Origin of the sequence: Streptosporangium sandarakinum (assembly GCF_050942225.1) — a bacterium.
GTDB classification, from domain to species: domain Bacteria; phylum Actinomycetota; class Actinomycetes; order Streptosporangiales; family Streptosporangiaceae; genus Streptosporangium; species Streptosporangium nondiastaticum.
Window position 1 is genome coordinate 558,097 of sequence record NZ_CP192034.1, and the last position, 12,488, is coordinate 570,584.

9 protein-coding genes and 4 pseudogenes are annotated in these 12,488 nt (G+C 68.1%); 6 read left to right on the forward strand and 7 right to left on the reverse strand.

Annotated elements, in window-relative coordinates:
- Positions 1–787: 787 nt before the first annotated feature.
- On the reverse strand, positions 788–1,249 hold the full coding sequence (locus ACQP10_RS02690; protein ID WP_433540804.1) for an ATP-binding protein: 462 nt from the start codon (positions 1,247–1,249) through the stop codon (positions 788–790).
- 256 nt (positions 1,250–1,505) lie between these two features.
- Here ACQP10_RS02690 and ACQP10_RS02695 point away from each other — a divergent pair, with 256 nt between their 5' ends.
- Positions 1,506–2,741: a helix-turn-helix transcriptional regulator gene (locus ACQP10_RS02695; RefSeq protein WP_433540805.1), complete on the forward strand. Its 1,236-nt coding sequence runs from the start codon at positions 1,506–1,508 to the stop codon at positions 2,739–2,741.
- Here the strand turns inward: ACQP10_RS02695 and ACQP10_RS02700 are convergent.
- Both ACQP10_RS02700 and ACQP10_RS02705 read right to left on the reverse strand, forming a co-directional pair.
- Positions 2,725–4,086, reverse strand: a complete 1,362-nt coding sequence (locus tag ACQP10_RS02700; protein ID WP_433540806.1) for a replication initiator — start codon at positions 4,084–4,086, stop codon at positions 2,725–2,727. The two genes, ACQP10_RS02695 and ACQP10_RS02700, sit on opposite strands and share 17 nt — an antisense overlap.
- A 746-nt stretch (positions 4,087–4,832) precedes the next feature.
- Complete coding sequence (locus tag ACQP10_RS02705; protein WP_433540807.1) at positions 4,833–6,356, reverse strand: recombinase family protein; 1,524 nt, start codon at positions 6,354–6,356, stop codon at positions 4,833–4,835.
- A gap of 38 nt (positions 6,357–6,394) precedes the next feature.
- Here ACQP10_RS02705 and ACQP10_RS02710 point away from each other — a divergent pair.
- A pseudogene (locus ACQP10_RS02710) lies at positions 6,395–6,493 on the forward strand (peptide-methionine (S)-S-oxide reductase MsrA); the annotation flags it as partial.
- Positions 6,494–6,720: 227 nt separating this feature from the next.
- On the opposite strand, the pseudogene ACQP10_RS02715 reads toward ACQP10_RS02710, so the two are convergent.
- Positions 6,721–6,992, reverse strand: a pseudogene (locus ACQP10_RS02715) (IS5/IS1182 family transposase); the annotation flags it as partial.
- Positions 6,993–7,046: 54 nt separating this feature from the next.
- The gene (locus ACQP10_RS02720) at positions 7,047–7,892 is read right to left on the reverse strand and encodes an SDR family NAD(P)-dependent oxidoreductase (protein WP_346017910.1); all 846 of its coding nucleotides are present in this window, start codon (positions 7,890–7,892) and stop codon (positions 7,047–7,049) included.
- A 133-nt stretch (positions 7,893–8,025) separates the two neighbouring features.
- Here ACQP10_RS02720 and ACQP10_RS02725 point away from each other — a divergent pair, with 133 nt between their 5' ends.
- The gene (locus ACQP10_RS02725; RefSeq protein WP_346017909.1) at positions 8,026–8,952 is read left to right on the forward strand and encodes an RNA polymerase sigma-70 factor; all 927 of its coding nucleotides are present in this window, start codon (positions 8,026–8,028) and stop codon (positions 8,950–8,952) included.
- 60 nt (positions 8,953–9,012) lie between these two features.
- Here ACQP10_RS02725 and ACQP10_RS02730 read toward each other — a convergent pair.
- Positions 9,013–9,423 (reverse strand): annotated as a pseudogene (locus ACQP10_RS02730) (transposase family protein); the annotation flags it as partial.
- A gap of 84 nt (positions 9,424–9,507) precedes the next feature.
- Here ACQP10_RS02730 and ACQP10_RS02735 point away from each other — a divergent pair.
- The 3 genes and pseudogenes from ACQP10_RS02735 to ACQP10_RS02745 all read left to right on the forward strand — a co-directional run bounded on the left by ACQP10_RS02735 (position 9,508) and on the right by ACQP10_RS02745 (position 11,247).
- Positions 9,508–9,978 carry a hypothetical protein gene (locus ACQP10_RS02735; RefSeq protein WP_346017908.1) on the forward strand — a complete coding sequence of 157 codons (471 nt, stop codon included), beginning with the start codon at positions 9,508–9,510 and terminating at the stop codon, positions 9,976–9,978.
- A 371-nt stretch (positions 9,979–10,349) separates the two neighbouring features.
- Positions 10,350–10,451: pseudogene (locus ACQP10_RS02740) on the forward strand (peptide-methionine (S)-S-oxide reductase MsrA); the annotation flags it as partial.
- A gap of 208 nt (positions 10,452–10,659) precedes the next feature.
- Positions 10,660–11,247, forward strand: a complete 588-nt coding sequence (locus tag ACQP10_RS02745; protein ID WP_389991813.1) for an exonuclease domain-containing protein — start codon at positions 10,660–10,662, stop codon at positions 11,245–11,247.
- A gap of 214 nt (positions 11,248–11,461) precedes the next feature.
- Here ACQP10_RS02745 and ACQP10_RS02750 read toward each other — a convergent pair whose 3' ends face one another.
- The gene (locus tag ACQP10_RS02750) at positions 11,462–12,421 is read right to left on the reverse strand and encodes a helix-turn-helix transcriptional regulator (protein WP_346017906.1); all 960 of its coding nucleotides are present in this window, start codon (positions 12,419–12,421) and stop codon (positions 11,462–11,464) included.
- Positions 12,422–12,488: the final 67 nt, after the last annotated feature.

A 12,488-nucleotide genomic window follows, 5' to 3' on the forward strand; every position in this document is an offset into this window, starting at 1 on the left:
CTCCCTGTGTAGGACGCGGCGGAGAGTATTGGTATCAAGGTTGCGAAATCGCAACCGAATCCCCTCAGTCCGTGACGATCACTATCTTCGGTGCCCGCCGTACGGAGCGGGGTGATCGGCTGCTGCGGCCCTCCTGCGTCGGACCTTGCCATCGGGTGAAGAGGTTGGTCATCTGCTGGGTGGCTGTACAGCAGCGGATACAGTAACCCCGCCTCACACAACCACATGTCACCGGTCGGCATCTACCACCTGATCAGGAGGACAGACGGCCCACATCGTGACCGGCTCCCGTTTATAAGCAGGACATCAGGCGATCGAGTACGGCAGCGCTTCGCGCCGCCGCACGGCGGGGCGTGCCCGCTCCCGCCGCGCGGACATCGGGACCGGGCATGCGGCCTTGGGGGCCGGTCCCGGCCCGCGCCCGCCCGGCGGGAGCGGGCAGACCCCGCCGCCCGCCGCACCGAGCGCCCGCCGTACCGAACCGCACCCGCCGCCCTGGGTATGCGCTGCCGCTACTGCGACCGCCGGCCCAACCGCTACGCGGCCCCTTCGGGATGCCTTCGGCATTGCGCCGACCGTCTCCGCTCTGCACGTTCACCAGGTGCACCGAATCTATGGAGAAGACAGGACTGCCGCCCCGCTTCCGGTGCTCGCGCCTGACGGCACTGCGCTCCGGGTCGGGTTGCCATCGAATAGCCTGAGGCCAGGTGATCACGGTCATTCGATGGTCGGGTGCGGCGGCACGACTACGGGGGAAGGCCGCACCGCCGCACCGGCCTTAAGAGAGTCAGCGGTAGGCGAGTTGCACCCAGACCGCGCGGCCTATCTCCGGGTCGTAGTCGGTTCCCCAGGCGCTGGACAGGAAGTCCACCCACGCCAGGCCCCGCCCGCCGAGGCTGTCACTGTCGGCAGGACGCATCGCGGGGACGTTGACGAGCGAGCCCTTGTCGATCACCTCGACATGGACCAGGCCGTCCCCCAGACCGACACCGACCGTGATGATCTCGTCAGGGTGCCCCGAGTCGCTGTGAAGAATCGCGTTCGTGACGACTTCGCTCACCAGCAACTCCACCGTCTCCAAGACCTCCGCAGAGGCCGTGATGTGCAGGCTCAGTAGCTTCCGCACCCAGTGGCGCGCGTCCGATGCCGACTGCGGCATCCCGTAGAAGTCCCGGTGATCGAGGAAGCGCAGCCCGTTCCAGCGCTTGAGCATCGCTTCGAACGCCTCGTAGACGGCTTCCCGGCTCACCGCGCCGCCGCCTTGTGAAGGGGGGCCGTTTGCGCCTGGTCAGCCGGTGTCGCCTCACCCGGCGACGTGGCTTTAGAGTGATCCACGGATCGCACCTCCGATGTGCGGTCAAGGGACCCGTACGGCGTGTCCGCGCCTGCGGGTCCCGCTTTGTGCAGCCCTCCCATGACATCCCCGAGTCCCCTCCCATCGGCAGTGTGAGTAGGGGAGACTGGGGGAGACAGGCGGACCCTCCGAGTCCCCCGAGGTGCATGCGATGGACGACGTTCCAGCCTGGGCCGTACGGCTACGCGCCGAGCGACGAGGCAAGCTGTGGACGCAGCGAGAGATGGCGAAGCGACTCGCCGACGCCGCTGACGGCCGCACCCGAGCCCGGTTCCCCGAGCGTGAATCCCTGACCCGCATGATCAAGGACTGGGAAGCGGGCAGGCATCAGCCCAAGGACCCCTACCGGGTGCTCTACTGCCGAGTGTTCGGCATGGACGAGTCCGAACTGTTCGGCGACGACCCCGACAGCATGCCTCCCGGCAGCACCCACCTCGGTGGGGACGAGATCGAAGCCCTGGAACTGGCCCGCCGCGTCGCCGCCAGCGACGTGGGAGCCGAGACGCTCGACCGGATGGAATCAGCCGTCGATGACCTCGCGATGGCCTATCCGGGGACGCCACCGGCCGAACTGCTGAACCGGGTACGCGAGCACCTGTCCTACGTCTCACATCTTTTCGACGCGAAGAAGACGATCAGTGAGCATCGCCGCCTGCTCACGGTCGGCGGCTGGCTGTCATTGCTCGCCTCCACATGCCACATCGACCTTCGTCAGTTCCGGGCTGCTACGACGTGGCTTCAGACGGCCTCCCAGTTGGCAGAGCACGCCGAGCACCCCGAGATCGCAGCGTGGTGCCTGGAGACGGAGGCATGGCGAGCGGTCACCACTGGCGACTACCGCCGTGCTTTGGCGCTGTCCCAGGGTGCGCAGACCGTCGCACCGCGCGGAAGCTCCGCCTACATCCAGGCGACCGCGCAGGAAGGCCGGGTATGGGCGCGTCTCGGCGCCGGACCGGAGACGAGGGACGCGCTTGCCCGGGTCGACCGGCTCGTCTCCCCCCTGCCGATGCCCGACAGCCCCGAGCACCACTACCGCTACGACCCCACCAAGCGGGACGCCTACGTCGCGACCACCCTGTCATGGCTCGGGGACCCGGCCGCCGAGTCATACGCCCGGCAGGTGCTCGGACGCCTGGAGACGGTCGCCGGTGGGCCGCCCCGCCCGAGACGGGCGGTATCCGCGCGTCTGGATCTGGCGCTGGCCCTCATCGCAGCCGATAAGCCCGATGAAGCCGGACAGGTCACGCTCACCGCCGTGACGAGCGGTTCTCTCGTGCCGTCCAACTATTGGAGGGCACGAGAGGTGATCAGCGCCGTCGAAGCTCACCGTGTGCCCGAAGCCGTAGAGCTACGCGAGGCGTATCGAGAACTCATCGGTCCTCAGTAGGAGTCTCCGGCTCGCGTTCACGGGCGATCCGGCGGGCGGTGGCGATGCGTTGCCGGGCGAGTTCGGCCCATAGGGCTTCCCCGTGCCGCAGGCCGTTTCCGGCGTAGCGCCACTGGGACAGGCTGACCGTCTCCTGTCCGTCCGGGGCGGGAAGGCCGAGGATCGAGCGGGCTTGTTCGGCTCGGTAGTCGGCGCGCGCCTGTCGTAGGTCGCCCAGGGTGATGGAGTAGTGGCGGCTCTTGGTCGAGAAGTGGCCCCGGTAGCCGAGCATGTGCGCCCACTGCCGCAGGGGAAGGTCCCGGTACTCCGGCAGGCGGCCCAGTGCGAAGCAGGTGAGGATCATGCGCCGGGCGTGCTCGGTCACGGCCAGTTCGGCGATGTCTTCGGCCTGGCGGATCGGGCGGTCCACCGTCCCCGCGGACTCCGCCCCCTTGGTCGCGTACTTGGCGACGTACGCCGCCACCCGCTGATCACTGACCCCGTCCACATCGGCGGAGACGTACACCGGCCGGACGTCGAGCTGGTCGCCCCACCGCAGCAGGACCGGGGCCGGGCCGTCCGAGGCCGGGACGACGACCTGTCCGGCCGCTTCCCGGATCGCCCGATCGAGCAGAGGGACGGTCGCCCAGACCGGTGGCCGGTCAGCCGGCCCCTGCGGACCGTCGAGACGGATCACGGCGTGGAAGTGGACCAGGCCGCGCGCCTGGTATTCGGCGACCTTGGCATACGACAGGCGCAGCGTACGGCGCAGCGCGGCCCGGCTCACGCCGAGCAGGCGGGCGAGAACGGACGGAAGCGCCTGGGTGAAGCGCCGCCACAGTTCCCCCGCGTGGGCGTTCCACAGCACCGCGCCCCGGTAGTCGTAGCAGCTCAGGCAGAGCGGTTGCCCGACCCGGGAGTCATCTTGTCCGTGGCGTATCCCGCAACCCTCAGGTCGCCCGTGCCGGCATATCGGGAAGTCGCGTCGGGGACGACATGGCAGTGCCTTGCCATCCTTGCCCGAGCGGTGAGCATGGACCGCACCGAAGGATGGGGCGGTGAAGGTGGCGAACACGCGGGGATGTCCGCTGACGTCCTCGGGAATGCCCTTGCCGCCCCGTAGGCCGGAGATGATCAGGTGATAGGTGTCGTCTCGGTAGGTCTGCGAGCAGGCCGGACACCGGGAAGCCCGCCGGTTGCCGCAGGCGGTGAGCAGGAAGCCCGTGGGTTCGTCGGCGGTCCGGTAGACGTCCAGGACCTCCCCCGTCCGGGCGTCCACGGTCAGCCGTTCACCATGGAGCCGGACGGGTTGGGCACACCCGCCCGTGGCGTACACCATGCGCTGCCACCGGGCGAAGTCCGGCATGGCCGCACGGTGCAGCGCGGCCAACATGTCAGGGGCAAGGGAAGGCGCTTGGTTCACGCGGCGTCCCTCCCGCGCACCTCATCGGGCCGGGAACCGGCGTCCTGCGTCTCGGCGACGCTGACGCCGAACACGGTGGCGACACGTCGCCACTTCTCATCGGTCCAGCGGGGGGACCGCGCGGCTTGTCGTCTGCCCCACTCCCGGGCAGACAGGGGTTCAGGGTTCAGGTGGACTCCTCACCTCGTGGGTGGAGCCACCGCCGCGCCTGACGGACAAAGACGTCGCACACCGCCGCCGGGGCAGCCCGAAGACAGCCGTCGGCGCGTGGTGCGCAGCAGCGAGAGATCAGAAAATGGAGTGCGGCGAGGAAGTGGATGGCGCGCTCTGTGTGGACACCTACCGCCGGGCCGGGGCCCTCCGACGATCATCGGTGATCATGAGATGTGTTGTGCCCGGATGAAAAATGCGCCTGAGGTGATTCGCCGAGATGTTCGCTGTGTCGTGCCGTGGGGAGGTCGGTGGCTTCTTACGCGATCAGTTCTACATCGGGGTAGACGAGTTCGACCAGCTTCGAGTTCCTTCGTGAGCGTTGTGTGTGGACGTCCGTTGGCGTCCGTGGGTGTCCGTCAGCGTCCGTAGACGTCCGGCTGTCGCCGGGAATCCGGGTGTAAAAGGAAGGGAGTTCTTGCCTTCCGGTAAGGCCAACAGCTCCCTGTGGAATCGAAGACGTCCAGAGACGTCCTGGCTCAGCCCTCACGCCAGATCGGTTCGAGCAGGTCGGGGTTGAAAGGCCGCCGTCCACCTCCGCTGGGGTAGATGATCACCGCGTGCAGGGCCTCACGGATATAGGACCGCTTCACCGACAGGGGCAGCCCACCGTCCTCCTCTGCCAGGTACCACCGCCGCCGGATCTCCGCCACGTCGGTGTCCGACCGGCTCCGACGCCGCTGAAGCGAAGCGGTGAAGTTCTGCGCCTCCGTGCGCAGGCGGGCGATGCGCTTTTCCAGATCGGGGGCGGTGGAGAAGAACAGCTCGTTGCTGATGTTCCCCGCCGCCCACTGGGTGCGGAGTTCTTCGAGGCGGGACTTCGCGTCCTCGTATTCCTTCTCCCCGGTCCACTCGGCGGACTCGGCGGTGGATGCCAGTTGGACTTCTTCGAGCTTGGCCAGGACCGCTTCCGAGATGTAGAGGTCCACCATGTCTCCGCGCCTGCCGACGCCACCGCATCCCCCAGCCGTCTTGCCGGGGCAGATGTAGATGTGCTGCACACAATCCTTGCTGTGGGTGACGCGGAGAGAGGTGTTGCAGGGTGTGCCGTCCGGCTTGGGCCGTCCGCAGCGCAGGAAGCCGGTGAGCAGATACTTGGGGTCGCGGAAGTCCTGGGAGAGGATATGGCCGACCCTGCCATCCCGGTAGACGTAGTGGCCCTTCCTCGCGTCGAACAGGTTCTTCACCGCCATCCACTGCTCGGGGGAGACGATCGGTTCCCACTGTCCGACTACAGGATTCCCGCTCGCGTCTCGGACCAGTTCCCCGTTGTTGATCTGGCGCCAGCCGCAGATGCGGGGGTTGGTCACCGTGACCTTGAGGGAACGGGGTGTCCAGTCGTTCCCCAGGGACGTCTTCACGCCGTCCCTGCGCCACTGGGTGGCAATCGAGTGGAGCGAACGTCCGGCGATCAGGTCGAGGACGGCCTGCCGTACCAGGGGAGCCTCTGCGGGATCGAGGGTCAGGCGGTCCGGCAGCCAGCCGAAGGGCCGCGTTCCGCCCACGGGCAGGCCCTGCTCCGCCCGTGTCCGGTGGGAGCGCCGCATCCGGCGCTGCATCTTCCGGACCTCCATCTTGGAGATGACCGCGCCGAAGAGACCCATGCTCTCCGTGTCCTCGCTGTAGAGGTCCTTCACCCCGCGAGCGTCGGCGAACACGCGGCCGTCCTGATAGGTGATCGCCTCCACGAAGCGCTCGTAGTCACCGGGACGCCGGGCCAGGCGGTCCTCCGCCACGATGACGACGCCCCGCACCGCCGTACCGTCGGGCAACTCGCCGGCGCGCAGTACCTTGAGCATGTTCTCGAACCCGTCGCGGACAACATCGGCCTTGGCGGCCGACTTGTCGTTGTCCGTGTACTCGTGGACGACGGTCCAGCCGTGCCGCTCCGCCGTCTCGCGGTTGAGCTTGTGCTGGTCCTGAACTCCGTGTTCGTCCCGCCTGATGTCGGCGGAGATGCGAGCGTATGAGACGACCGGGATCGGTGAGCTGCCCTGAGCCATGGTGACCTCCGCCATAATTATTGCGCCAAGAGAAGGTCTACCACCAGCAGTACCTCTTCAAGAACCCCGGCGGTTACTGCGGAATCGGCGGAACGGGCGTCACCTGCCCGGTGGGTCTGACGTCCGGCGAGGCATAGACCCGCGGAGATAGTCGGTCACTGACCTGAGGTCGCCCGACTCATCCGGTGTCGATCTCGGGTCAGTACTGTTTCTGGCGACAATCTTCTCTACAGGGTTGAAGGCGATCCGCCTTCGGCGGCTCGCCGCGCGTCAGGCGGTCGCCGGCCGCGCTGCGGCTCTTCGGCCGGTCGCGACCGGCGCCGCCCACGCGCCCTGAGTGCGCTGGGGCATCAATGAGCGCTTTTCATCCTGAGTAGCGGCCTTCTTCGATGAGCTGCAGGACAAGGATGGTTGCATGATCGTGGTGGCGCGCTGTGGGCGGCAGCGCAGCCGAGTCAGGATCTTCCAGGTCTACGTGGCCACGGCGCGTTCCCCGCAGGCGCGGATGGGAGCTTGCGCGCGTTTGACCGAGCGCTGATGGCGCGACGGCGGCAGTCGTAGCCGATGGCCTTCGAACGGCGTGCGGATGCTGCAGCCCGCGCTTCGATATCCGTTGCCGGCAAAGGTTCTCACCCCCCTGCGGCGGTCAGCCTGGGCGCCGCTCGCCGGTTGCGCGGCCTCTCACCTGAGTCAGCGGGCTTCGAGGTTGCCGTGTGCCTCGATTGAGAGGTCCTGCCAGTCGGCCCAGGTCTTGAGCCGGTCGGCGTAGGCCCGCTCGATCAGTGGGTGGAAGCCCATGCCGAACAACACCCGCACCGGCGGGTTGGCGGAGTCCACGAGCTTCAGCAGTGCCTGCGCCGCGGCGGCCGGGTCGCCTGCGGGCATCTTCTCTGTCATCGCCCCGAGGCGCTGACGGAGACCGTCGTAGGCCGGGTCGGGCTTGGCCATGTAGCCGTTGGCGAGCGGGTCGGGGTTGTTGCCGTCCCGGGTGGCGAAGCCGCCAGGCTCGATGATGGTCACCTTGACGCCGAACGTGGCGACCTCACCGGCGAGCGCCTCGTTCAGGCCCTCCAGGGCCCACTTAGAGGCGTGGTACGCGCCGCCGAGCGGCATCGCGATGACCCCGGCAGCCGAGGAAAGCTGGATGATGTGCCCCGAGCGCTGCTCGCGCAGGTACGGCAGCGCGGCCTGGACCACCCACACCGCGCCGAACAGATTGGTCTCGAGCTGGTCGCGCAGTTCCTGTTCGGTAAGTTCTTCGACCGCGCCGACCTGGGCGTAGCCGGCGTTGTTCACGATGACGTCGAGCCGGCCGAAGTGCTCCTTGGCGCGCTTCACGCTTTCGAAGACGGTGGCCCTGTCGGTCACGTCCATCTCCAGTGGAAGCACCGCGTCTCCGTAGGTGTCGGCCAGCGCCCGCAGGCTCGCGGAATTCCGGGCGGTGGCAGCGACCTTGTCGCCGCGCGCCAGGGCGGCCTCCACGAAGTTGCGGCCCAGGCCGCGGGACGAGCCGGTGACGAACCAAACCTTCTGCATGGTGTGCTCCTTGTTGCCGCTTCAGCCGTTACAACCCCCTGGACGAGATAGCCCGGCAGAGATGTGAGATCGCCGGAGTGTGACCTGCGACACCATGTCACCTTTATCCTGAGTGGTGATATCAATGGTCGGCATGACTCGCGTCGAGGACTTCCAGGAACTGAGGCCGCTGCTTTTCGCGATCGCCTACCGCATCCTGGGCAGTGTGAGCGAGGCCGAGGACGCCGTCCAGGAGGCCTGGCTGCGCTACGAAGGTTCCCCGACCCGGCCCGAGTCACCCAAGGCCTTCCTGTCGGCCACGGTGACGCGGATCTCGATCGACGTGCTGCGCTCGGCCCGCGTCCGGCGCGAGGCCTACGTCGGGCCATGGTTCCCCGAACCGCTGCTGACCGACCCCTACCAGGACCCGGAGCGGTCGGCGGAGCTGTCCGACTCGTTGTCGATGGCGGCGCTGATCCTGCTGGAGCGGCTCAGCCCGCTCGAGCGTGCGGTCTTCGTGCTCCGCGAGGTGTTCGCCTTCAGCTACCGGGAGATCGCCGCCGCGGTGGAGCGGTCGGAGGCGGCCTGTCGCCAGCTCGCGGTGCAGGCGCGCCGTCACATGGACGCGGGCCGGCCCCGCTTCGAGGCGGATCGCCGGGCCCGCGAGCAGCTCGCCGGGCGGTTCTTCCATGCGATGAGGGAGGGGGACGTTACAGGGCTGCAGGAACTGCTGGCCGCCGACGTCCAGCTGGTCAACGACGGCGCGGGCAAGATCGGGAGTACGATCCCCCTCTTCGGCGTCGCGAAGGTCGCCTGGGTGCTGTCCGTCGCCGTCCCGCCGTTCGCCCAGATCGGCGCGGTGCTGGAGGCGCACGAGGTGAACGGCCAGCCGGGTGCGATCATCCGCGACCGAGACGGTCACATCTTCAACGTCTGGACGCTCGACATCCTGGACGGACGCATCCAGACCATCCGCTCGATCGTCAATCCCGACAAGCTCGCTCACCTAGGCCCCGTCGCCGACGCCCACGCGGTCATCCGCGAGAAGAAGCAGACCCGCCGCGACCAGCAGACGCCATGATGGGCGGCGCGCGGGTCGGCCGGACGGAGTCCCGCAAGGCGCTCAATGACGACTGGCAGGTCAACTCGGATATCGCAATCTCAGCTGGTCCATTGAGCCCTTCAATCCCGAGTAGGGGTCGGCTTCGACGGCGTGCAGGACGAGGATGGCCTGCACGGTCGAGGTGGCCCGGCGAGGACGGCAGCGGAGCTTGGCCGGGACCTTCCATGTCTTCAGGGTCGCGATGGCGCGTTCGCCGAGGGCTCGGATGCGGGCGTGGGCACGGTTGACGTCCTTCTGTCCGCGTGACAGCCGCGGCCGGTGCCGGTGGCGCTTGAACGGGGCGCGGACCGTGCCACCTGCGCCTTGGTAGCCCTTGTCGGCGAAAGTCGGCACGCCGTTGACCGTCAGTGCGTCGATCAGGCCCACGATGCGGGCTGCGGTCAGGTCGTGCACCGCCCCGGGAAGAGCAGGAGAGGCCCGGACCAGGCGAAGCCGCTGAAGCGCTCCCGTGTGACCGTTGCGGCACTCCTGGATCGGTCCGCATCAGAACGTATTCTGACATACACTCGTGGAGTGAGCACTAGCCATGCCGACGCGGTGACATTCTCCGACCTGTCGAGAAATCCCCGGGCGGTCGCCGAGCGCGCGGCGCGCCTGGGGCGGGTGCGTGTCACGCATCGGGATGCGCCAGATTTCTACTTGACCACGGCGGACCGTGAAGAGGAACGCGAACAGACGCTGGCCACCGCGTCCCGGCTGTTCCTTGCTTTGATCAAGTACGACCCCACCGCGCGTGCGCTGGTCATAGCCATGCCGGAGGTCTTCCCCTGGGTTCGCCACCTGTCCTCGGACGAACTTCGTGCCTTCACGCTCGAGCTGGTCGAAGCACTCTCCGACGCAGCCGAGCTGGATGTCGATGCCACCGTTCAGGAGGTCGTCGCAGGCTGGCGGGCCACTGCCAGAATCAAGGCTGACCCTGCGCAGTACGGCGAAGCCCGCCGGCCCACCCGTGGAGACTTTGGGCCGGTGCAGGTTTCGCCATGAGCCCGAAGCGCGGAGATCGAGTTACGGTGCCACCGTCGGATGACGAGTGGGATGTCCGGTTCGGCACCAGCGACGCAGTCAGGGGCTGGGAGGAACTGCGCCGTCATGCCTTGGCCAATACGCGCCGATGCTTCGAGGTGTTGCGGGTTGATCCCCGTTCACGCTCCAGCCACGACCGGCAACATCGCCTGCGCGGTGACCTCGCGACTCATCGCCACAACGGCAGGGACTTGGAGCAGTGGGGAATTCGAGGTCACCAGCGGTGGACGTGTGCGCTATGCCATCGATGACGTCGCCCATACCGTCTGGGTGATTTATGCATCGCCACGCCACCCCAAGGACACCGAATAGCCCCCGAACTACTGCGTGAAGCCAAGTGCTATCACCAGCAGTACCTGTACAAGGTGCCGAACGGCTACTGCGGAATCGGAGGGACCGGCGTGGCCTGTCCGGTTGGACTGGCCTCCGGCGAGGCGTGGACCTGCGGAGATAGCCGATTGCTGACCCGAGGTCGCCTGGTTCGTCCGGCGTCGGTCCCGGATCAGGGCTGTTTCCGGCGACGATCTTCTTCACAGGGTCAAGGCGTGAGATCCGGCTCGAAGGGGTTATGTCGGCGGTGCCGGTGTGGACATGCAGAAATCGAGGTGCCTGAACCGGGCGCGCATCCCTACCCTCGGCCCCATGCACCACGAATCCGCCCTGCTGAACGTCATCGATGTGGAAGCCACCTGCTGGGACGGACAGCCGCCGCCCGGCTCTGTGAGCGAGATCATCGAGATCGGTCTCACCGTCGTGGACGTGTCGGCACGGCGCCGCGTGTCCCGGCACCGTGTCCTGGTCCGTCCTGTACGGTCGGCGGTGAGCGACTTCTGCACTGAACTGACCGGACTGACGCAAGCCGAGGTGGAACGAGGCGTCACCTTCGGCGAGGCATGCCGGATCCTCGTCGAGGAGTACGAGGCCGGGGAGCGCCCCTGGGCGAGCTGGGGCGAGTACGACCGTCGGCAATTCGCTCGGCAGAGTCAGGCCGACGGGGTGGCCTACCCGTTCGGTTATCCGACGGAGCGCACCCACACCAACGCCAAGGCCGTGTTCGCCGCGGCCTACGGGCTGCGCAAGAAACCCGGCATGAACCACGCTCTACAGATCGCCGGACTGCCGCTGGAGGGACGCCATCACCGCGGCGAGGACGACGCGTGGAACATCGCCGCGCTCGTCCTCGATCTGTTGGGCCGCGGGGCATGGCCGGCCACGGCTACAGCCGTCTAGGGAGCGTTCCGTCGAATCAGGCTTGATGTCCGGTGGGCCTGGCAAAGGTGTTGCCTGAAGCGAAGTGTTGCCGCCGGCAGTACCTGTACAAGGTGCCGAACGGCTACTGCGGGATCGGGTCTCCTGCCCCTGCCGGCCTATCGGCTTCTTCCGCGGAGTAGCCGGAATGCGGGACGTTCGGGCGGCGTCGGGCCTGTTCCCGAAGGCTGGAGCCTCAGGCGGGTCCGGGTGATGCGGCCCGGACGAAGCGCTCGCCCCATTCGCGGATGTACGTGACGAACTCCGGCGGGCCCAGCACCTCGAACTCCGCGCCCACGTTGCCCAGCGCCTGGGCCGGCCAGTCCAGTGAGGTCGAGGTCATCCTGAGCAGGCAACTGCGTTCGCCGGCTTCTTCGACCGTCCCCCACTGACCGACCGTCGTGCGTACCCACGCGGCGGGTGCGTGCACGAGCGCCTCGACCGTGTACGGCTCGGGCACGCCGCCGGCCGCTCTGACGAACGCCGCCGCGTCCTGCGTGGGCAGGTCGCGCGGGCGGAAACGTGCTCCCGTCGCCTGCGCCTGTGCCAGGCGGTCGAGCCGGAAGCTGCGCCAGTCCTGCCGGGTCAGGTCGTAGGCGACCAGATACCAGCGGCGGCCGAGGGTCACCAGCCGGTACGGCTCGACCTCGCGCGATGAGGGCTCGCGGCCCCGTGCGGCGTAGGAGAAGCGCAGCCGCTCCTCGTCCCGGCACGCCTGGGCGACGGTGGTCAGCACGTCCACCGTGACGACCGGCTCCGCCGAGGTCGCGGAGACCGTCGCCCCGCGCAGGACGTCCACGCGGCGGCGCAGCCGGGGCGGCATGACCTGGACGACCTTGGTGAGGGCCCGGATCGCGGACGCCTCCATGCCCGTGATCGAGCTCCGCGCGGCCTCACCCATGCCGACGGCGAGCGCGACCGCCTCCTCCTCGTCGAGCAGCAGCGGCGGCAGCACGGCGCCGGGTGCGAGCTGGTACCCGCCGTCGGTCCCGCGGGCGGCGTGCACCGGATACCCCAGCTCCCGCAGCCGGTCGACGTCACGACGAAGCGTCCGTTCGGAGACGCCGAGCCGGTCGGCCAGCTCCGTGCCCGCCCATTGGCGGTGGGTTTGCAGGAGGGCCAGCAGCCGGAGGGTGCGTGAGCTCGTGTTCGCCATGGCTCCAGTCTGCCCGGACTTCCGGTCAAAAAGTGGCCGGAAGCCTCCCTAGCGTTGAGATCGAAGC

What these genes read in the sequence shown, in the direction of transcription:
- ACQP10_RS02705 (WP_433540807.1), bottom strand. Translation starts at nt 6,356, where the DNA reads ATGGCTCAGGGCAGCTCACCGATCCCGGTCGTCTCATACGCTCGCATC.
- ACQP10_RS02725 (WP_346017909.1), top strand. Translation starts at nt 8,026, where the DNA reads ATGACTCGCGTCGAGGACTTCCAGGAACTGAGGCCGCTGCTTTTCGCG.
- ACQP10_RS02745 (WP_389991813.1), top strand. Translation starts at nt 10,660, where the DNA reads ATGCACCACGAATCCGCCCTGCTGAACGTCATCGATGTGGAAGCCACC.
- ACQP10_RS02720 (WP_346017910.1), bottom strand. Translation starts at nt 7,892, where the DNA reads ATGCAGAAGGTTTGGTTCGTCACCGGCTCGTCCCGCGGCCTGGGCCGC.
- ACQP10_RS02700 (WP_433540806.1), bottom strand. Translation starts at nt 4,086, where the DNA reads ATGCCGGACTTCGCCCGGTGGCAGCGCATGGTGTACGCCACGGGCGGG.
- ACQP10_RS02695 (WP_433540805.1), top strand. Translation starts at nt 1,506, where the DNA reads ATGGACGACGTTCCAGCCTGGGCCGTACGGCTACGCGCCGAGCGACGA.
- ACQP10_RS02750 (WP_346017906.1), bottom strand. Translation starts at nt 12,421, where the DNA reads ATGGCGAACACGAGCTCACGCACCCTCCGGCTGCTGGCCCTCCTGCAA.